The organism is Paraburkholderia sp. GW821-FHT02A12 (assembly GCF_059422005.1).
The window spans coordinates 1,700,673-1,722,316 of the sequence record NZ_JBWKWA010000002.1 but is presented as its reverse complement, the minus strand read 5'-3'; the positions used below and the strand labels follow the sequence as shown (position 1 = coordinate 1,722,316).

Annotated in this window: 12 protein-coding genes, 3 pseudogenes and 1 riboswitch; of the genes and pseudogenes, 4 read left to right on the top strand and 11 right to left on the bottom strand. The window is 56.9% G+C overall.

The features are described 5' to 3' along the window. Positions 1-136 precede the first annotated feature (136 nt). A riboswitch (glycine riboswitch) is annotated at positions 137-223 on the bottom strand. Between the two features lie 1,194 nt (positions 224-1,417). Beyond that, positions 1,418-2,614: an IS4 family transposase gene (locus AC07WT_RS29115; protein WP_494949606.1), complete on the bottom strand. Its 1,197-nt coding sequence runs from the start codon at positions 2,612-2,614 to the stop codon at positions 1,418-1,420. Positions 2,615-3,434: 820 nt separating this feature from the next. Here AC07WT_RS29115 and AC07WT_RS29110 point away from each other — a divergent pair. Continuing rightward, entirely contained in the window at positions 3,435-3,926 is a 492-nt protein-coding gene (locus AC07WT_RS29110) for an Lrp/AsnC family transcriptional regulator (protein ID WP_494949605.1), read from the top strand. A 337-nt stretch (positions 3,927-4,263) separates the two neighbouring features. On the opposite strand, the gene AC07WT_RS29105 is transcribed toward AC07WT_RS29110, so the two are convergent. After that, complete coding sequence (locus AC07WT_RS29105) at positions 4,264-5,472, bottom strand: glycine C-acetyltransferase (protein WP_494949604.1); 1,209 nt, start codon at positions 5,470-5,472, stop codon at positions 4,264-4,266. 13 nt (positions 5,473-5,485) lie between these two features. Beyond that, complete coding sequence (locus tag AC07WT_RS29100; RefSeq protein WP_494949603.1) at positions 5,486-6,445, bottom strand: aminotransferase class IV; 960 nt, start codon at positions 6,443-6,445, stop codon at positions 5,486-5,488. A gap of 897 nt (positions 6,446-7,342) precedes the next feature. On the opposite strand from AC07WT_RS29100, the gene AC07WT_RS29095 reads away from it, so the two are divergent. After that, positions 7,343-8,431, top strand: a complete 1,089-nt coding sequence (locus AC07WT_RS29095) for a DUF2817 domain-containing protein (protein ID WP_494949602.1) — start codon at positions 7,343-7,345, stop codon at positions 8,429-8,431. A 974-nt stretch (positions 8,432-9,405) separates the two neighbouring features. Here the strand turns inward: AC07WT_RS29095 and AC07WT_RS29090 are convergent. The 5 genes from AC07WT_RS29090 to AC07WT_RS29070 form a co-directional block, all read right to left on the bottom strand. Next, positions 9,406-10,521 carry a DUF2817 domain-containing protein gene (locus AC07WT_RS29090; protein WP_494949601.1) on the bottom strand — a complete coding sequence of 372 codons (1,116 nt, stop codon included), beginning with the start codon at positions 10,519-10,521 and terminating at the stop codon, positions 9,406-9,408. Positions 10,522-10,682: 161 nt separating this feature from the next. Beyond that, positions 10,683-11,390 (bottom strand): aspartate/glutamate racemase family protein, encoded by a 708-nt coding sequence (locus AC07WT_RS29085; RefSeq protein WP_494949600.1) that lies wholly within the window; start codon positions 11,388-11,390, stop codon positions 10,683-10,685. A gap of 606 nt (positions 11,391-11,996) precedes the next feature. Next, on the bottom strand, positions 11,997-12,824 hold the full coding sequence (locus AC07WT_RS29080) for an ABC transporter substrate-binding protein (protein WP_494949599.1): 828 nt from the start codon (positions 12,822-12,824) through the stop codon (positions 11,997-11,999). Positions 12,825-12,872: 48 nt separating this feature from the next. Beyond that, positions 12,873-13,649 carry an amino acid ABC transporter ATP-binding protein gene (locus tag AC07WT_RS29075; RefSeq protein ID WP_494949598.1) on the bottom strand — a complete coding sequence of 259 codons (777 nt, stop codon included), beginning with the start codon at positions 13,647-13,649 and terminating at the stop codon, positions 12,873-12,875. Positions 13,650-13,659: 10 nt separating this feature from the next. Next, complete coding sequence (locus AC07WT_RS29070) at positions 13,660-14,544, bottom strand: amino acid ABC transporter permease (protein ID WP_494949597.1); 885 nt, start codon at positions 14,542-14,544, stop codon at positions 13,660-13,662. 742 nt (positions 14,545-15,286) lie between these two features. Between AC07WT_RS29070 and AC07WT_RS29065 the strand changes: the two are divergent. Then, positions 15,287-15,873 (top strand): annotated as a pseudogene (locus tag AC07WT_RS29065) (transposase); the annotation flags it as partial. A 1,559-nt stretch (positions 15,874-17,432) separates the two neighbouring features. After that, positions 17,433-18,584, top strand: coding sequence for a porin (locus tag AC07WT_RS29060; RefSeq protein WP_494949596.1), 1,152 nt, complete (start codon positions 17,433-17,435; stop codon positions 18,582-18,584). 438 nt (positions 18,585-19,022) lie between these two features. On the opposite strand, the pseudogene AC07WT_RS29055 reads toward AC07WT_RS29060, so the two are convergent. From AC07WT_RS29055 to AC07WT_RS29045, 3 genes and pseudogenes are all read right to left on the bottom strand, one after another. Next, positions 19,023-19,193, bottom strand: a pseudogene (locus AC07WT_RS29055) (IS30 family transposase); the annotation flags it as partial. Between the two features lie 58 nt (positions 19,194-19,251). Then, a complete protein-coding gene (locus tag AC07WT_RS29050; RefSeq protein ID WP_494949595.1) occupies positions 19,252-20,631 on the bottom strand; it encodes an IS4 family transposase in 1,380 nt (459 codons plus the stop codon). Between the two features lie 227 nt (positions 20,632-20,858). Further along, positions 20,859-21,623, bottom strand: a pseudogene (locus tag AC07WT_RS29045) (IS5 family transposase); the annotation flags it as partial. Positions 21,624-21,644: the final 21 nt, after the last annotated feature.

Sequence of the window (21,644 nt, the reverse complement as noted above, 5' to 3'; positions counted from 1 at the left end):
TTATTGGTCATCGCCGGCCGATGATGAACCGGCACCGATGCCCCATCTGTCCATGTACCTGAGAGTTTCGCCTGTCCGACGTGTGCGGTGACAAGCTCCCCTTCGGTGGGCGCGTAAAACGCCGCTCTCCAGATGTTCCTGCAGCACGGTCCTTTTGCCTGAGAGTTTCCGGGGCGGTTGCTCCGTCGGCGTCGCTTTGAGCGATCTCTCCCGCACTGCAAATGCAGAACAGCGCAAAGCCTACTCGTTAAATCTGCGCGGAGCAAGCATTTGGCTAGCCGTATTAATCCCCTTGTGCTGAAATCCTTTGCCCATTGGCACAGGCGTAGCGCGATCACAACTGGCGGCTACATGGGCATCTGCTAAGCCTCTGCGTGAGCGACGACACCACGGCCGCATGATCCGCGTTCTGCGGCACGGTCGCGGTGATTTCCTCCGTGCTGTGCGCCGTCTCTTTCAGCTACGCGGCCTGCTCTTCCGTGCTCGACGCAGGCCACAATTTCGGTCCGTTATGTTCGCCGACACCTTTGATGAACGCGGGCGACATGTCGATGTTCACGGAGGTCACTTGCTCCGGCGTGCTACATGGGCGTCCGTACGCGCGACGCTTCCCCGTCTGGCTCCCCGTTCCGTCGCGCACTGCTCAAGACAACATACCTCTCGTCGGGAGCGCGACGAACTTCATCGTCTCACCTCGAATAGCACGCGACGCCGAACCTATTCCAACGCGCGCCATAACACCATGAGCGAATAGCCGATCACTTTGCACTGCCAGCGGTGATGTGAAGCGGGTTGGACCTGCGCGAGGCATACCTGATATGGCTACAGGGATTTCATTCCCGGTCAGCGGACGAGGCCCTTGCGCGCGCGTCTTTCATCAGTGTCCGGGCCGTCAGCCCGACATGACCGGTTGTAGTACAGCAGCCCTTCACCTTCTCATCTACGTCGGCAAGGCAACATTACAACAACAGAAAACCCCATTTGTGCTTGCGCTCAGCCCCTTGTAGTAGTTGCCTTAGGACTTCACCGGCACGTGGGCCTTCGAGGTCGACCTCCTCGATAGTCAACGGTGCGCCGGCCTTTCATAGCGATTGCCGCTTCGATTTCATCGTTTCTCGCTAGGTATGTTACGACTGTTGGCAATCTTCGTCGATGTTTGCGCCCACGCGTTCTCGCGGCCCTTGAACTGACGAAAATGCAGTGCAGATTGACCAAATTTCAGTGGCCTAGCCCCAGTACTGTTCACTTGATGATCACTTTCGGTGAAATTCGCTGATTCAGCGGCTCCGATCGTCGGCGTATCCGGAAATTCGACATCTTTCGCTTCACGCCGCGGGGATTACGTTTACCGCGGCTTTGCACCGCACGCCCGCTGGCGAGTTCGCGCAGCAGACTCTGTTTCCAGCTTTGCCATTGCTCAGGGGGGAATTGCCGCCGCCTCGGGCAGGCGTCGGTTCAGCACACGCACGGCATGGACAAAGGACAGGTCTTCAGGTCGCTGCCCGCTGTCCTGGGCAGCCTCGTACATCAGGCGGCGGATCGCCGCGTGCGTGAGCATTAACGCATAGAACTCCTGACGTACCAGATCAGGCGTCTTGCTGCGCAGCACCTTCTTCCTATCACACAGATGCGTCTTGATCTCATCGAACATCTCTTCTATTTTCCAGCGCCGATGATACAGCGCCGCCAGCTCGACGGCAGGTGCTACTACCGGGTCCAGCAAATTGGTGATCAGGCGATACTGCGGCTCGGCGTCAGGCACGCCTTCCAGGCGGTACTCGATGACCCGTACCTGCATGCCGTTGCGCTGGTGTCGCCGGTCGGTGTCGCTGGCATATACGGTACTCAGGTACGAACCGTCTGCCAGCGGCACCTCGCACGGCAGTCGCACATTCGACTTCACGCGCCACAGCAGCTTCGCTCCGGTGGCCACCGCGTCGCGCCACATGTCATACCCATAGAACAGGCGGTCGGCCAGCACCAGCATCTCGCTCGAGAACGCCGGAAACAGCTGCCGCGTGAGCGCCTGTTCGCTGTCCTCGCGCACCCCGCCCATCTGGACCTCACACAGCGCGTGCGTCGCACATTCGGCCAGCGCCACAAAGCGGATCTGTGGATACGCGCCTTCACCACGCCCGCCCTTTGCATACCCGAACGCCTGCGCATTGACCTGCTCATCAGGCATATCCAGCGTCGAGCCATCCACGCTCATGACCCGATAGCCCGCATAATCCCCAACTGCAGCCCGCGGGCGTCGCGCTGCCTGTCGGGCGAACAGCTCGCGCATCACCTGCCAGCCCAGCCGTGCTCGCCCCTGCGAGATCGCCGCCTTGCTGACCTGCGCGTCGCGCACCTGGTCGCCGTAGATGCGCCGCAGTCCCTCGATCACCAGACGAAACACTTCCTCATAGGCCACGCGCGGATACAGGCACATCGCCATCACGAAATACACCAGCACTTCACGCGGCATGTCGCGCCGCACACGCGTCTGCACGCCGCATGTCGCGAGCGCCTCCTTGACCTGTCCCAGCGAACAGTTCAGCGCCAGATACCCCACCGTCAGATAGTCCGCCAGCCGCGCCCCGCCGGGCAGCGTTGCTTCCGTTCTTGCCATCCTTCAAGCTCTTCTTGTTGTTGCAGAGACTTGAAAGTTAACAGAAATTCGATCTTGTTAACGGTATTGGGCCTAGCCCGTTCAATACAACCCGATCGCCGTCATTGGGCACCTCGGCTGCCGAAACTGGGGCTGCTCACACGCGAGGCGCAAACCACGTCGAAAGAGATGGACGTCCGACCGCGGCCCTTGGCGAATTGCCGTCACGTGAATTTGGCGATCGCTTTTTTGCTGGGGAAACGAAAAACCGCATTTCGTCGTGAAGGATTTCGCCTATGGGATTACCGTCTTGGCTAGGCCCAAGGAGGAGAACCAGGGACCGTGACTCGACATATATAGAAATCGTCTCGTGGGGAGCCACGGGGCCGCTTCTGTTTGAGGAATCAGATACCAACGTGCAGGATTGCCGACGCTTAAGCAACGATCTCTTGCACTGTCGGCGGCGCATCAGTGGGTTCTTTTCGAAGCCTGCACCGCGCGCAAGTGAAGCATTTCCTTACTTCGCCAAGAGCGAGACCGGATTGGTGCTTGTGAAGCGGTATTTCGAGCGAAGCGTTACAAGTGCCGAGTCAAAAGGTCGGGATGACTCTCGTGCGTGCACCGAATTCGCTGGCCAGAAGGCCCATGAACCTGAACTGCAAGGCGATGTGGATCCGAACGGTGCGGGTTATCAGCGTCATGCAGTTCGACCGGGGCGGCTGGGCGAGAAAAAACGGCGTCTCGCACCTAGGAAAACACGAATTGACCGTGCAACCGGCCCGAGCTATGCTTAAATAAAGCGGCCTACTGTCAAATCGTGCAGGAAAAAAGCATGTCGTGTATGGATAAAATCGATGCGGCGATCCTCGAGAGGATTCAGAGAAACAACCGCCTCACATCGGATGAACTCGGCAATGCCGTCAACTTGTCATCGTCGGCATGTCAGCGACGGTTAAAGAGACTGCGTTCTGAGGGAATCATTGAGGCGGAGGTGGCCATCGTCTCGCCGAAAGCCCTTGGTCGTGCGGTTACCATGATCGTGCTGGTGTCGCTCGAAAGAGAGAGAGCGGATATCGTAGATCGCTTCAAGAGCGCGATTCGAGCCACTCGCGAAGTCATGATGGGTTTCTACGCTACCGGCGATGCAGACTTCGTGCTTGTCATCACAGCAAAGGACATGGACGACTACGAGCAATTCACTCGTCGGTTCTTCCGCGAAAATCCGGATATCAAGAGTTTCAAGACCATGGTTGTAATGGACCGGGTTAAAGCCAGCTTTGAATTCCCGATAGACGCCGACGATCCAATATTCGGTGGTCCTTCCGATCGGTAGCAGACGAGCCAACGCCAGAGCGCGGGTTGGCAAGCTTTCCAGCCACGCCAACAGCGGAGCTAGACTCTGTCTGTGGGGCAACTGTTCTGAGATTGCGGCGCCGAGGGGGCGCTGCTTTTCCTTGCCGGCCAAGTTGTTTCCGTCACCCTCCTGAAGTGATGGCAAGGTGTCCGGCCGGCCGATTTTACAAGGTTCACACGGCCGGGCAGAATGAAGGCTGCTTTTCGGACCAAGAAAAGCGGGGCGCAACGGACCTACAACGTTGCATCCGCTTCCCGTCGCGAATGAGAGCTGAGACTGCCATTGGGCCTTCCTTCGCCCACCTTTGCGAGCAAAATTAGAGGGCTTGAGCCCGGGCCCCCTCAACGACGTTCCGGGCCGACTCGAATGCCGCGATTACCTTTCTCATGTCTTCCGCTGTATGCGCCGCGCTCACTTGCATGCGGATCCGCGCCATGCCCTCCGGCACCACGGGATATGAAAAAGGTACAACCAGAATATCTAGCGACAATAAATAGTCTGCAATCTGAACTGCAACCGCGGCCTCGCCCGTTATTACGGGCACAATAGGGTGATCTATACCGGAGACCCGGTACCCGAGAGCACTCAAACCTCGGCGCAACTGTGAGGTGCAAGCGGCCAGATTTTCCCTCAGGCTGTCCGCCTGTTCGGCCACTTCAATTGCCGTCAACGACGCCTCGCAGAGTGCCGGCATCAGCGAGTTCGAAAAGAGGTAGGGTCGCGCACGCTGTCGCAGCCATGCAATGATTTCACCACGGCCGGAGACATATCCACCGGACGCGCCGCCCAGTGCTTTACCAAGTGTACCGGTGACAATGTCGACTTGTGCCTCCAGCCCGTGCAAAGCCGGCGTTCCACGACCCTGCGGACCGATGAACCCCACTGCGTGAGAGTCGTCAACCATAACCAGGGCGCCGTGACGCTTCGCGAGCTGGCAGATTCCAGGCAGATTGGCGGCGATGCCGTCCATCGAAAAAACGCCATCGGTGACGACAAGCACCGTTCTGCTGTCACGTGCGTCATGCAAAGCACGCTCAAGTTCGCCTAAATCGTTATTTCCATAGCGGAAGCGCTTTGCTTTACAAAGTCGAATGCCGTCAATGATGCTAGCGTGATTCAAGCTATCACTGATTACCGCGTCCTCCGGACCGAGTAATGCTTCAAAGAGACCGGCGTTCGCATCGAAGCAGGAGCCGAACAGGATTGTGTCCTCGGTCCGCAGGTAGTCACTAAGCCTCGTTTCGAGCGCGCGATGAACCGAATGCGTCCCACAAATGAAACGCACCGACGACATCCCAAAGCCATGTCGGTCAAGACCGGCGTGTGCAGCTTCCACCAACGACGGATTGTTAGCCAAGCCGAGGTAGTTGTTTGCGCACATGTTCAGCACCTCTCGGTCCTTCGTCGTGCCAAGGCGGACGTGGGCGGATTGAGGTGATGCCAGTTCCTGCTCGATCTTCAATAGCTTGCGCGACGATAATTCCTGTAGATCGTCGCGAAGCCGTTTGTCAAGTTGCTGTCTCATAGCACACATCCGGTCACTGGTAGATGACCGCAGTCGTCCACGCCGGATCTTCGTGCTTTTGCCAATAGAGGTCCATGAGCTTGCGGGTACTGGATCCCACCTTTCCGTTCCCGATCGCAACGTCATCGACTCGAGTCACGGGCATGATGCCGCCAGCTGTCGAAGTAATAAACACCTCGTCAGCCGTTTTGATTTCTTCGCGCGTAATGTGGCTAGCTGTAGCCGCGAAGCCGATTTCCGAGCAGAGATCGAAGACGGTTCGGCGCGTGATGCCAGGCAATACACCGAAAGCGGGCGTCTTTAACGCCCCATTTTTTACAAGAAATACATTGAAGCCCGGACCCTCTGCGATATGGCCATTCGTATCCACGACCAGCGCCGTCTCCGCGCCCTTGTCATAGGCGTCGTAAAGACCTTTTACAAGGTCGAGCCAATGATAGTTCTTGATTGCAGGATCGACGGATTTTGGCGGAATGCGAACCGTGTCACTAATGGCAAGGTACAGCCCTCTTTCCAACTGCTCCTTGTTCGCCACTGAACCAAACGGAACCGCAAACGCGATAAAACGATTCTCCGCTTGACGAGGATCCCGGCTGAAGGTCGGCGACGTGCCGCGAGTGCAAATCACTTCGACATATGCAGATTTATGACCCGACAAAGCGACGCAATTTTTCAGGATGGTCGTGATCTCTTCCCGATCATAAGGCAGCGTCATTCGCAATCTCTCCACACCGCCAAAAAAGCGGTCGAGATGCAAATCCAGTCGGAAGAATTTTCCGTTCCAGACGTGGACAGTATCGTACGTCGCATCAGAATGCAGGAAACCCCAATCGAGCACTGATACCTTTGCTTCTGACATCGGAAGGTATTGCCCATCCAGATAGGCGACGCCATGTGGATAGCGGCGTCTATCGACGTGACGTGCCTCGACGTTGGGAAACTCGGGTGAGAGCTGTGTTGTTGCGAAAGTCATCGCCTATTCTTCCAATGCGGTTGCTGGGTCTGTGGACGGCCTACGTGAGCTTATTCATCACTTTTGGCCGCGTCGTAAAAACCTGTAACCTTGCCTCACGCCGACTGGAACATTCAAAAGTGCCCTAGAGCGTCGTTGAGCAATTGACGGTGTGTTGGGGATTGCCTGAAATAGGACGCGAGTAGCGATACCGTGACATGTCTGTTACGGTCAGTTTGAGCCCCAACGGCAATTTTCGGTAACTAATGAACGTCCGATTAACGCTGGTCAACGCCCCACTTCCTTTGTATCAGGTGCCTAAAGATTGTAGCGCCGTCTAATGCGGGATTTCCTCAATGTGGGGGTTGCTTCGGCCGAATTCCCGCGTTGTCCGTAACAGGTCCGAGCCTTTAATGACGGAGAGAACGCAAAGTCGCCATCTGAGAGACGACGAGTTGTGCGCACGTAACGTCCATCGTTGAGCTTGCGCGCCAGAAGGGATCGGGGACTCAAGTCCGCGCCGATGAACACCACAGTTGCCTCGAACGCAGTCGCCAACCGCTACCTCCGGCGTTATTCGTGAGCGCCGGGGGGACAACGCACCGACAAGCGAGCAACAGGACAGGGCCGCATCCCAAACAATACACGCGAGAATTGCTCGCTGTTTGTCGGCAAAGCGCCGAATTGCGACCGCCCAAGGATAAAACTTCGGAAAAGCCCGCGTCGGGAGCATAGTAATATTAATGTGGACGTCGTGCGTGGCGCTGACTCGCCTACTAAAAGCAAGAGCTGCAAAATGTGGTCGTCGCACTCTACCTGTAGGCGTGGGAAATAACCGCTTCGCTCTTGGTTCGCGAGGCGAACTGCCACGATTGGCTCTGCTATGTACGCAAGCAAGGGACGGGGAGGTTCCATACAATGAACTTTGACGGTGCGAAAGATGCCGCTGCTATTGTTTTTTCTGATACATACCTTGGCGCGCGAAACCGGTTTCTAAAGGCGGCACCTACGTCGAACGCTTACCCCCACGTCGCAAAGGGACCGCTGGGTGAAGAGCTTTTCACAGATGTAGCGTATTTTGGGCGGCGGGATGCCAAGAACCTTCTAATCCTTGTGTCCGGCACCCACGGTCCGGAGGGGTATTGCGGCTCTGCAGCCCAACTTTTGTTCCTGCAAGCGGGATTTCACAATAGGCTTCCTCCGTCGACGGCCGTCCTCTTGGTCCATGCGCTAAATTGCTACGGGTTTGCTTGGGACCTTCGTTCGACTGCGGAGGGATGCGACCTCGACCGCAATTTCGTTGACTTCGACAAGCCGCTTCCTCCGAATCCCGAATATGAGGAACTAGTCGATTATCTCGTGCCTGCAGACATTACGCCGAATGGAATCCGTCGTGCTGACGAGGCGATCGCCGCATACCGTTCACGTCACGGTGAACAGAAATTTTGGGAAGCGCGAGTGTCTGGCCAGTACACTAGGCCCGGCGGCATGTTCTACGGCGGGAAAGCGTCGACAGAAGCTCGCCGCACCCTTGAACAGATTACGGTGGACTTTGACGTCGCGAGCCGCGATAGCGTCCTCATCATAAGTTACCAAACGGGTGAAGGAAAATACGGCTATGGCGAGTTGACGTGCGGACAACGTTCCGGACGGACCGGCTACAAGCGCGCAATAAAGATCTTCGGCCGGTCCGCGGCTTCAATCGATCTGGGAACACCTTGGTCCGTGGCCTTGCATGGGTCGCAAGATGCGTTTTGGCAATCTATTCTGAATGAGCGGCAAACCTATGTTGAACTTCGATTCGGAACGTACCATGACCCAGCGATAGTGCGCAATGAACACTGGCTACTGATGCATCGACCGGAAGCGGTCGACTGGGAAGTGGGTCGCCATATAAGACACGCGACAAGAGCCCATTTCTACCCGCAGCGCTGCGATTGGAAGGAAATGGTAGTTTGGCGATCCCACATTGTGCACCGACAAGCGCTCGAGGCACTCGTCGAATAGGGAGCCCCTTGCCACTATGGATCTGTTTCATGCGCGCTTAGTGAGAAAGAGATCGGGCGAGTGCCGCTGATCGCGATTAGTAACCTGATTCGCGAAAGCAAGCGCCTCCAATTCGTGCTGCGAAGCGTAACTGACCGTCTGCTCTACTATCGTCCCGAAGCTTCGTTAACCTGATCGAAGCGGATTTGTACCTGGGCTCTGGCCTCGCCTCCGGAAAATGTACTTCTCGCCGGAAGCGTGTAAAACTCAGTGAAGATGCCAGATATGATGCGTAACCGTAAGCGCGATACACCTGACACTGATGATGGAAGCCGTCCGCATCGTGGAGAACGGCCAGGGTTATCCGCCCCGGCGAAGATTTTACGCATCGGGGGAAACAGGTGACACCCGATCAGATGGAACTAGCCTGGCTGCGCCCTCAAGTGGCCCTTGTGAAGATGGGCGCGATAAAGCGCTCGTGCAGGACTTCGAATTACAGACTACCGAAATCGGCCAGTGTCGGCTGTGTCGAGCGCGGCAGGTAACCCTTGAGGGATGCTGTTGGAGAACCGCGCACCACGTGTCCGAGAAAGCGGCTGACCTGTAGTATGTCGCTGAAGTCGAGATGCCTGCCCCCCGAAAAGGTGAAGACTTCCCCATGGTGTAGTGGTCGTCGAGCCAGAACTTGACATCCCACCAAAGGAAGCTTTGCGCATAAACCGGTCCGCGACCTGGGTTCGGCGCGCATCGCTCGAGCGATGCGGCGGATCGACGACGTCGCGTTTGCGAACGGGTTGCGCTGCAGCAACAAACCCGACGTCGTTACAGCGCTTGATATTGCGCTCTAGGCATATGTAGGACACTTACGCGTAATAGATCTTCCGGGGCCGCTTTTCCCAGACCGAACGCGCCCAGTGAATCTATACGGCGGGACACTGCAGTCCCCCGCCGTATCTGCGGCGGTAGTACTGGAAATCACCGGCCTCGTCCGCAAATCACTTTTCCTCTCGGTCACTACGCAGCGTCTTTGACAAGTGAGCAAGAGCTTGACGATGCACTTGGTGGGAACGCCAGACGACCATCTCTCGCCACTCATCTTCTTTCGGGTAGAAATATCGTTTCGTAGCGTCGCGGATCTCTCGACCGCACGCCGACCCAATCACCTCCTCGCTCTGAGCGAAAAGCCAGTGTTCATCGCGCAAGATGGTCGAACTACTATAGGTACCGAACTCGAGCGCGACATACGTGTGTCGCGCACCGAGAAGTCCTTCCCAATATTCGTCTTGAGTTCCATAAAGCGCGACCGATGAAGAAGTCCCGAGATCTGGAGAGGTAACAGACGGTCCAAAGATGTTCAACGCGCGACGATACCCGGCGAGCCCTGATGGCTGTTCACACATCAGTTCGCCATATCCGTAACGACCTTGTCCCGTGTGATAATCTACGATGATTACATTCCGCCGTTCCGGAACGGAAAAATCGCCCACAATGCGTTCGAGGATATTACGAGCTTCGGTGGGTGCTGTTCCGCCATAGAAGAGCCCGCCAGGTGTAGTGTACTGGCCAGACATCCTAGCCTCCCAGTATCGTTTTTCACCGTGGGTCTCACGGAACTCGTCAAGAGCAGCCAGTGCGGCTTCGGCTAGTGGACCGGAGACTTCAGTAGGAACGAAGTGCTGGGATAGCGCTTCATAGTCGTGATTCTTCGGGAGCGGCTTCGAAAAGTCCACGAAGTTGCGATTGAGGTCAATGCCTTCGGCCGTGGATCGACGGTCCCATGCAAATCCATAGGAATTCAATGCGTGAATGAGGAGCACTGCTGTCGACGGTACTAAGGAGTGACCCAGCTCGGTCTGCAGAAACACCGACTGTAAGGCCGACCCGCAGTAACCCTCCGGGCCATGTGTTCCCGATATCAAGATCAGAAGATTTTCCGCGTCCGGGCGGCCAAGATACGTCGCATCGGTGAATAATTGCTCCCCGTTCGGACCTTTGAAGCGTGAGACATACTCACGGTGAGACGGCACCGTAGACAGGAATGCAGTTCTCGCCTCCGCGTACGACTCGTGGAAAACAGAAGCCGCCAGTTCTTTGGCGCTATCAAGGTTCATCTTATGCACCTATTTATCAGACAAGGTTGACGTCCAGCAAAATTTAAATTGATCCCACTGAAAGTAGGGGGCGCTTTAGGCTGCTCGGAAGGACCAGTCGAAGGTGCGGACGTAAAAGAGGATCTGGCCAGTCGTTTTATATTGCCGAACTAGCGAAAAATCTAGAAGACGGATTCAAACATCATTCGGCAGAGCGTGGTGATATCATAGATCGGCAACTTCGTTAGTTTTCGAATCGCGTGTGTGACCAGCGGGAAGGCTGTGCATTCAAACAGTACGGCAGCAACCTCCGGGTTCTCGGTGCGGATTCGCGCGATGCAGTCCGCAACTTCAGCCTCGATAGACGCTACCTCGGTCAGCGGCGGCGGCCGCTTCATCTCGTTCTGCCACAATTGACCACCTTCAATGCCACCGATCACGACTCGCTCGCGCTCGGCTGGATTGTCGACCCCTAGCAGTTCCTCCTTCAGGTGTACGGAGTCCGCAGTGATGACGGCGATTTTTGCAGGATGAGGCACTTGAAGCAGCAACATCGGCAGTAACAGCAGACTTGACATTGCAACCGGGACGTTGACCGACGACGCAACGGCCGCCTGATGCCGGACTGAAAAGCCGCAGTTCGAGCTAATTGCGATTGCGCCTCGATCGACTAGCCGCCGGGCGGCTGCGATGTAGGCTGGCTCAAGTGTTGGGTCGCCCCGAATGACACTTTCCGCCCAAGCTCCCTCAACCGTTTCGAATATCACGGGAAAGCCAAACGTATCGGGATTCAAAAACGAGCGGGGCCTCGGGTTAGGGGGAGACTCGCCGGGCTGCAGTCCACGTTCAAGGTTGAGTATTCCAAGCGCGCGAGTCGACAGTGATGTCATAAAAAGAACTCCAATGGTTCGGCCATAGTGACACGGTCAACAGATCCTACCCCCAAGGCTCTCAATTTCCGCAAATCCGACCTAGCTAACACTGAAAGCATGCGCGTACAAATCGGCGGCTGCACTTTTGCTGGCGATCGACCACACGATGCCCTCGGAAGTTTCACGGAATTGTGCCGCCGTGAGTCCCAAGTGGCGGCTCCTCCGGTGCGTGCGCAAGTACTCGGGGTGCCCCTTCGCAGACTTGTCACGAGCATCCTTCGTTATTTTCCACCGACGTCCCGGGAGCGTCGCGACACGACTGACGCACAACTTTGAAAATATTGCTGCTTCCAACACTCTGTAATGCCGCAACCGCCCGATGCTCACTAGTGGAGCGACCTGTCGATGCGAGAGCATGCGTTTTGCTCCACGTTGCTCTATGTACCTCCCTAAGTACTCTGACGTTCCCGTTTGAGGAGCGCGTACGATCAGGGCGGCCGAAGCCGCCCGTCGGATCTTCGTCAAGATCGAAGGCTCGAGAGCCATGCGGGCCGGCATGTCGGTGTTGTAGCCATGGTACGCTCTTCGCGTCTACGCACTGTCTTGCGTCCGTCGCAAATCGTTTCAGGGCTGATCATTAATCGAAGGCTGCTGACTAGCTGATTCCGGGAGCCCCCACTTGTGCAGTAACTTCTGGTAGGTGCCATCTGCCATGACTTCAACTAGCGCTTTTTTGATCGACTGACCAAGCTGAGGGTCATCCTTCGAGAAAGCAATCCCCATCCTTTGGAAGGCGAACGGCTTTCCGACTACCTGATAAGTGTTTTCCTCAAGCGAATTTTGATATGAGAACCCACTGCCAACCTGCACAGCTGCATCGACACGGCCCTGCTTGAGTTGTAGCCGCGCATCGCTGCTACTGTCAGCGGCTACGAGTACGATGCCTGGTTTGCCGACCTTCTTGCAATGTTCATCGCTCCATTGCGTAAGTGGAATGGTCCACTGGCTGGTGCGTCGGTTGGCGACACGCGCCCCACATAGCGCGCTCATGTCGGGGAGGCGTGCAGCGTTGCCACGTAGCGTCACAAACAGTGCCCCGTCATTCAAATAATCCACAAAGCTAGCAACATCGCGCCGCTCAGGTACGTCGGTTATTCCGGCCACGATAACGTCCGCACGCTTCGTCTTGAGTGAGGGAAATAGCTGCTCCCAGCCCGTTTCAATCCAGTTCACCCTCGCTCCCATCTTGGCGGCGACTGCATTGAACAAGTCAATATCAAAGCCCACCAGCTGGTTGGAGGCCGTGTCCTTATATTCGAGTGGCGGATACGCCGGGTTCGTCGCGGCGTTGATGACAGACTTTGTGCTCTGAGCATTGGTAGCGCCGGTGGTGACGCCCAGCACGATGGCAAGCGTCACAAGTACAAACCGCGATCGGATTCCTGCGAACATGTCAGCTTTTCCTTATGGATGACTTGAAAATTGCGGCGCGCGGCGCCATCACTTCAGTACGGCAGAAATAAAATTGCGCGTACGCGCTTGGGCCGGGTGGCCAAGTACTTGCTCCGGAGGTCCCGCTTCGACCACCTGACCTTGGTCCATGAAGATCACACGGCTCGCCACTTCGCGCGCAAAGCCCAGTTCATGCGTGACCACCACCATTGTCATACCGGTGAGCGCAAGGTCGCGCATGACGGCCAACACCTCGCCGACCAGTTCGGGATCGAGCGCAGACGTCGGCTCGTCGAACAGCATCAACGCGGGCTTCATCGCAAGCGCGCGGGCTATTGCCACGCGCTGCTGCTGACCGCCCGACAACTCGACCGGGTAAGCGTCGCATTTGTGCGAAAGCCCGACGCGGCCGAGCAGTTCACGGGCATGAGCCTCGGCCTGTTTGCGCTCTTGTCTGAGCACCTGCACCGGCCCTTCAATAACGTTCCCTAGGGCCGTCTTATGCGGAAACAAATTGAAGCGCTGAAACACCATGCCGGTCGCAAGTCGCTGCCGTGCGATCTCTCGCTGTGACAATTCATACAGTTTGTGCCCCCTGCGTCGGAAGCCAACTAGGTCGCCATTCACCCACAAGGCACCGCTGTCAACTACCTCAAGCTGGTTGATGCATCGTAGAAGTGTGCTCTTGCCCGACCCTGATGGCCCGATCACGCACAGTACTTCGCCCCGCTCAACCTCTAGATCGATGCCCTTGAGCGCCTCGAATGTACCGTACGACTTTTGCAGGCCAACGGCCCTGACAATAGGACTCGTATTAGGACTCATATCTCCACCCTTACCGTGATTTGGCCAGCCGCCCGGCGCCGCGTGCGAAATGCCGCTCCAATCTGGTTTGCAGCGCCGATAGCACCGTAACCGCGACCAGATACCAGATACCTGCGACGATCAGCAATTCGACCACGTGATTGTTCGCGAAATAAATATTCTGAGCGTTATAAATAATTTCGGAATACTGGATCACGCTCGCGATTGATGTCGCCTTCAGCATGCCGATAAGCTCGTTCCCGATCGGAGGCAAGATTACGCGCATTGCCTGCGGCAAGATGATCCGGCGCAGCGCCTGCAGGCCGGTCATGCCGATCGACTTGGCAGCCTCGTACTGCCCTTGGTCCACCGAAAGCAGGCCGGCTCTTACCACTTCGGACGTGTAGGCTCCCTGATTGATGCCAAGCCCGAGCAATGCCGCCAAAAATGGCGTCATTATGTCAATGGTGCGGAACGTGAAGAGTCCTGGAATGCCGATTACCGGAAAAACGAGCGCCAAGTTGAACCAAAGTAGCAGTTGCAAGAGCACCGGTGTCCCGCGGAAAAACCACACGTAGCCAGCCGCCGGCCAGTTGAGGACAGGATTGGCAGAAAGTCGCATGATCGCAACTGACACCCCTACAGCAATGCCGAGCATCATTGCTAGCACGGTCATCAATACCGTATTACCAAGTCCCGCAACGATACTATGCACAGTAAAAAAGCGCCCGACGACCGCCCATTCGATCTGACCTCGGGCAAACGCTATGGCGATCCAGCCGATGATAGCGATGATCGCGGCAGCGCTGACAAAGCGCCCCGCATGGTTCCGCGGTACATGCTCGAACCGCGATAAGTCTTCCGCTTGACCGGTTTGATCACTCACCTGTGGGGTTCTACTCAAGATACTTGACATACGATTGTCTCCTTTAGCTCGGGCGACTTTCAGCGGGTCTCGGACCGCAACGCAGATGCCAAGATGATCTCGCCCAAGACTTTGTGCGCGTTGCTAAGAACGGGTATGAACCGGTTCTTGCTACGTTGTTTAGGGTGCCCCGCGACGCGAATCTTAGTGCATCGTAATTGGGCCGCGTCGCTTGACTTTACCCTTATCTCATTTTGTCGGCGCGACAAAATCGCATTGACGCCAGAAAGGCTCAAATGAATATGCCGAATCAGCTTTTGACTGCATCCTCCTGACCGCCCGAACAGTCAATTAACGAAAACACCCCCTTTGTGAAGAGTTACTCCGATGTCCTTTCAGCCGCCTCGGAACCGTCCGCGACACTGGGTTCGAGACCGCGCGAAACAGCCGAGGACCATTAGAAGCTCGGATGACAATATAGTGGCACCGCTCTAAGTTTGGGAACGAGCGTTACGAGCGGAGAAATCGCACAAAATCCGCTTTTTGGCCGTAATTGTGTTTTTTTTCGTCATCATCGGCGAGCCCACCCGAAAGCAGTCAGCAGCAATGGTCAAGGATAGGGTCGCGCGAACCCGTAGGGAAACAGAAGCGAGAATGCGTCCTGGCCAGCTTCATAGCACACGACGATCCGCACGCCGGCTGCCAGGGACCACTTGTCCCTGTGCTCGTCGACCAGGGCCAGCCTGCGCTGCCGGCACGTGAACCACGTGCATGCGGTCGGCTCGCCGCGCAGCCATGCGCGCAGGATGAAGCGTCGCGGCACCTGATGCGCGAACGCGGGGAGTTGCAGAAGGAAGTGCTGCAGCGCCTCGACCGCATGCGCAAGCTGCTGGCCACGCTCGGCTGCTAGGAAGACGTCGCACATCGCGCCTTTGCCGAGAGGCTCGCACGCGACGAGGTTCGGTGTCACGATGGCACGCCCTTGCCGCCGGAACTACGTGAGCGGCTGCTGCGCAAGTGCGAACGGCGCGCATTCGCGGCGCAGCAGCTCGCCGTACTCGAGAAGACCCGCCAGGCCAGCGTGCCGGCGCCCTCTCGCGCGCGCAGCGACGCCCCTGACGCGCCTGAAGGGCATTGGCGAAGTCAGCGCCTCACGCCTCGCGCTCGAATTCTACTGGCGCGATTTCCACAATCGACGCCAGGTGGGCGCGTGTGTCGGACTGGTGCCCCAACCATGCGACAGCGGCGAGAGCCAGCTCGACCAGGGCATCAGCAAGCAAGGCAACCGGCGCGTACGCGCGCTGCTGGTCAAGACGGCGTGGACCTGGCTGCGCTATCAACCCGCGCGGCGCACTCACCCAATGGTTCAACCGGCGCACCTAGGGCACCGGCCCCAACCGTCGTGCCCGACGCATTGCCATCGTCGCGCTCGCGACCCGCCGGCCGGCCCGTGGATAACTCCTGCACAGCAGGTGTTCACCGCGCGTGCCTTGCCTCGCAGGCGGCGCTGTCCCTCAGGCCCAGCTACGACTACCGTACGCAGGGACGGGGGCAGTGTTGCCTACGATTCGCCAGCCACACGGTAACCCTTGACAAATTGATGCTCATAGAACGGAGGTACAGTCAGGTTCCGCGCTTCCGTTGTATATCGGCGTCGCGAGAAGCAACCATGCTGCCCTAAACCGTCCTTGTGACCGCGAAGGTCCCGACGAAGAGAGGAAGATCCTACCCCTTTGCCACGGCGAGACGTGGCCTTCCGACAGCATCAGAGCCAGCTGCGCCGCAACACGAGACAGTCCTATAAAGGACATGGGAGAATTGTGGCACGTGGGGTCGCGATGCAAGCTACGCAAGCCGAAGATACTGGCGCGATACAATCCGCATTTTTCGTTTAGTGCATATAAGAAAGAGCAGCGTGGCATTTCGCGAAGCGATTGATTCATGCGAAGTCGTATGACAGAGAAGCCCGCCGGCGCGGCAAATATTATGTCGAAGACGTCCGCCCGTTCCCATAATCATAGGCCTTGAAGAAAGCGGTGCAGAGCATCTAGCGGTCGATAGCCGTTTGCGTCCGTATCGCGGCGACTCCCGCATTGGTCACTGTCTCTCCCTTCATCGTCAGCTGCGCCGTCACATAGATGTGCGTTGTCGCCGAGCTCTGTGACAGAGCCACAACGCGGTCAACGCCAACTTAAGCAAGTGCATCGCCGTGGCAGGTCCAGCTGGAGATTTATCGCTCGCGCCATTCCATCCCGCGCGGCCACGTGAAGACGCTGAGCCGCGGTTCGCGAATCATGCGCCATCCGTCGCGAGCGGTAACCGGTGCATCGACGCTGGATTCGCCGTCCTTCGCTGCAAGTCCCGCACCTCCGGACCGGTCGTCGTCCCTAGGGGCCGATCGCTGCTTTCGGCGCTCGTCGTATAGTACACGACCCTAAACCAATACCATTACCATCTCACCAGCACGCCTGTCGATCATCTCCGACAAGCGCACCCTCGCGTTGTGCGACATGGCAAGGAACGGCCCTCACGGTGCCCAACCATGAAGACGCACGCTCGTTGATGGGCGGCGTCAGTCCGGAATGTCACACATCGGCGCGCAGTTGCCGAGCCCTTGTTCAGAATGACGAACTCGGCGATCAGACGTATCCAGCGGCAGCGTCGGACGCGGGCTTACTTTCAATGGAGCACGAACGTGGGCATCTGCCCCACGCGCATGTTTCCGGCAATAACAGACAAAACTTGCACTTAACCGGCAATCTTCAGCGCAGATCGCTCAAACCGAGAAAATTTGGCCACGTACAGTAGTTCGGTTCGTTTCGATTCGCCAAGGGCTCGCCGAGACACCCGGCCAACGAGAGAATGCGAACTCTTAAATAAAGATCTTTCTTAACCGATTAGCTAGGATAACGTCCGAGCGCCTCAAGGGGTACATGTATATGAAAAAACGCCTGATCGCGGCCACCACGGTCAGCTTGATTTTGTTCCAGCCGTGTGCGAATGCGCAGAGCACTGTCACACTTTATGGGGCGATCGACGATGGTTTGGACTACATATCTAACGTCGGCGGGAAGCCATTGATTTCGATGGTCAGTGGTGAACTCGTGGGTACCCGTTGGGGCATGAAAGGAATTGAAGATCTCGGAGGTGGCTTCAAGGCAATATTTGTATTGGAGAACGGGTTCAACGTCAACAATGGCAAATTGGGAAGCGGAGGACTTGAGTTTGGGCGGCTCGCATATGTTGGATTGGATCACCAGGACTACGGTACATTAAACTTTGGACGCGCAGCAGACGCAAGTCACGACGTGTGGAACCCTTATACCGCCGCAGGCAGCGCGATCGGTGACGCGGCGGCGCACCCGCTTGATAACGACAACTCCGACACGTTTTTTCGCGTAAACAACGTAGCAAAGTATGTGTCCCCGCTTCTGCACGGCTTTCAATTTGTAGGGTCGTACGCGATGAGCAATTCGACCAATTTTGCCGACAATCGCGAGTACAGCGTTGCCGGTAGCTACAATTATGGACAGCTCTCGGGAGCAGCCTCTTTCACGCGGGCTAGTAATCCTAGTTCTGCTACGAATCCAAACGGAGCAATATCCCCAACATACGCGTTCGGATTCTTAGGATCGGCGTATCAAAACATCAACGCCGGGGTTCGCTGGACATTCTCCGGATCGAACAACGTCGCTTTGGCATACTCGCATGTCGATGTCTACGCAACACCTGATGGTACGATAAAAAACTTTGGCTTTGGTGTCACGGCCAGCGGGCAAGATTCCTGGAAGTTTGACAACTTCGAACTTAACGGACAGTACTTCTTTACACCTGCTCTGTCGATTGCCGCGGCATACACGTTCACTCACGCTGGCATCCATGCTGCCCAGTATGCTTCTGCGACTTGGCATCAAGGGTCCGCGTTGTTGAACTATTCATTGAGCAAACGGACGTCCGTCTACTTCATGGGCGGATACCAACACGCGAACGATGTGGCAGCCGCTCAACTCGGGACGAATATCGCAGGACTTGGTCGGTCCAGTAGTCAGAACCAGGCATTGGGGCGGTTCGGACTGGTCCATAAGTTCTAGTTCTCAATTGAACACTGGCGCCGCTGCGGCTAGTGAAAATTCGCCTCGTCGATGGTTCAAAGTGTTTAACGTTTAATACCATCACACCCAGCTTCGATCCGACAGCGTTCTTCTGCCAGTCGACCGCGTAGTGGGTTCGTAAGCATCTTCCGATGGCCTTCTATTCATAGCGACCGCGGTTCCGAATTCTGATTCCCACTACCGCTATTGGGAATCAGAATAATGGAACCAAGTTCGCCAGGCCGGCAAGGGTGCACTACCGTTTTGCTCGGGCACTTCCACGAACCGCGGGAAACGGTCCCTCGGCTGCGTCTGACGCCAACACCGTACGTCGGCGCCACTCGCTAGGCTGCTAGGTCGAACAGGTATCAGCGGGGAAGGACACAAGGGACGCCAGTCGCTGATGGACGAGACCGAGGAGCCGCATTGTGCTGGCGGACCGGTGGATGCAATAGTTTGCTCAAACCGTTCGGCTGGCGTTTCGTAATTGAGTGTCTTCCTTGGACGTTCATTGAGGCGTCTCGCCACGGCATTGAGTATTGCCTGTGAATACACCGTCCGGTCGGTCGCTTTGGGGAAGTACTGCCTCAATAGCCCATTTTTATTTTCGAAGTCGAGGACCGCGCGATACCCGAACATTGGGCTCAGTTTTACCCACAAGTTTGAATCATTCGTTTCCCCGGAAAATGCGGTACATCTCGGTAATCTCGTGAAGAGCGAGAAACCCGCGCCACATGACCGTTGGTCCGGGAGGCGGATCGTGCTTTCGATTTAGATAGCCGCCGGGGCCGGCGATCCAGAGCACGGCTTGCTCCAACGAGGGTACCGTGTTGGGGGAGTTGGCGGTGCGATGCACGCGGCAATACAATGCCTGCCATTCGACAGGTTCAAGCACAACTTCGCAGGGCAAGTCTCCATCAAGCCTGGCCAGCAGGGTGGTGTATAAAACACGCCAGGCGATGACGGCGAACAGGGCCGTAGCTCTTACGAACCGCTCAAGGGTGCCGAACTGGCGCGCTTCAATCCGACAGCCACTCTTGAGAACACGATGCCACGATTCGATCGTCCATCGTCGCGCGTACCACGCCAGGCGCTCCAGCGCTTGCTCGTATGTGTGCGTAGGCATCGAACACAGCAGCAGCCACTCGAGTGGATCAACGTTGTCGTTTATATCAACTTCGAGAACATGGATAGCGAAGACCTCGGCGAGCGGAAGCTTCTCGCATTGTCGATTGGCGGGGGCGCGCAGCGTCACCGGTGTGCATCGAACTTCGAGTCGAGCAGTGCGCGGCGGCTTGTCAGCCCCGGCCGGGATCTGCAATTCGGTCTGGCCCAACACCGGCGACGCCAGAACAGTTGGCCACAGATATTGTTCGGGATGTTCTACCCGTCGGTTCCACGACGCACGGATCAGCCAATCGACACCTATCGGACGCTCCGCGATGAATGCATCGTAGACGTCGCCCTCGCGATCGCTGATGCCAACGACGTGCGTGTCGGAGCAATACGACTTGAGCGTGGCGAGATGTTCAATACCTTCAAGCCACTTGACGCTCTCCTTCGTGCCGATCGCCTTGCTTTTGCACAGGCGCTTCTTGCCAAGCTGTTCGATCGGCCTGACCCATGTCTTCATGCCCAGCACGCCGAGCGGCAAACCTTCGGGAGTTACGGCCAGCAGGCTATGCATCAGGAAGCCACGAAGGTACTCATGCGCGATATATCCCAGACCCTCCGTCGAGCGAAGATGAGTGAGATTGAATTCTGTGGTGTCCTGGATCGCAAGGACCAACGGGACTTGCTCCATTCGCGTCAATGTCTGCGCGACGTGCGGCGCAAGCACTCCCTCCGGGTCGACTTTGGCATTATCGAAAAAGCGATACGCACCCTTCAATTGGGCGGCATCAAGCGACTGTGGAAACGAAGTTTGTGGACATCTGGATAACTGACGAGCAAGCGACACGAGGCGGGAGGTCAGCCGGGCGTCGCCCAACATTGCCGCCCCGAACTCGTCGTTCGCCCAGTCCTCAATGTCTCCCGCCCGTGCCAAGGCCAAATGTCCCAATCAACACGTTGCGGAAAAGTTAAGGAAGCTCTGCACAACTCGTTTTGAAAAGCCTGCGTCCAATACAGACGATGGCAGGACGCGAACAGATGCCGGGGCTGACGTTTTGTCGCGACATGTCGGCCTGCCAATGTCGGTGAGAGAGTCGCTAGGGCCCACGTTTTGTTAAATGGAGCGAGAGCCGGAGGCCGAGTTCGTTGTGCGCGGCATCTCTACGCTTTCTGCAGCGCCTTGCGCATCATCCATAAATTGCCCAGCGCAAGTAACGTGGTGATCTGAGCGGTGTTCTTCGCCAGTCCCCGGTATCGCGTCTTCATGTAGCCAAACTGGCGCTTCAGGATTCGGAAAGGATGCTCGACCTTCGCACGAATGCCGGCTTTCAGCCGTTCGATTTTGTCGTATATCGCATCGACCCGGTTCTTCAAGTTCAACTGTCTTCGCTTGCTTGGTCGCATCGCAACATGCCATCGAGCCGAGCCCGTTTGCTGCCGTTTTTCGATGCCCTGATATCCGGCGTCAGCATAGACATCTGTTTCTTCGCCGTGCAGCAACGACGATGCTGCATTGATGTCGTGTACGTTAGCCGCCGTGCCGATGACCGTGTGGACCAGGCCTGACTCCGCGTCAACGCCGATGTGCGCTTTCATGCCGAAGTACCAGTTGCGGCCTTTCTGAGTCGACTGCATCTCTGGGTCGCGTGAACCTGAGCCGTTCTTTGTCGAGCTTGGCGCTGCAATCAAATTGGCGTCGACAGCCGAACCCGCCTTGAGCATCAATCCCTTCTCGCTCAATACCTCGTTGACCACCGCGAGGATCTTCGCGGCGATACCATGCGTTTCAAGCAGATTCCGGAATCGCAAGATGGTCGTTTCGTCTGAGAGACGGGCCATCGCATCATCGAGGCCCGCGAACTCGCGATACAGCGGGACATCGTAGAGTGCTTCTTCCATCGCCGGATCCGACAAACCGAACCACTGCTACTGAGATGGACCCGACGC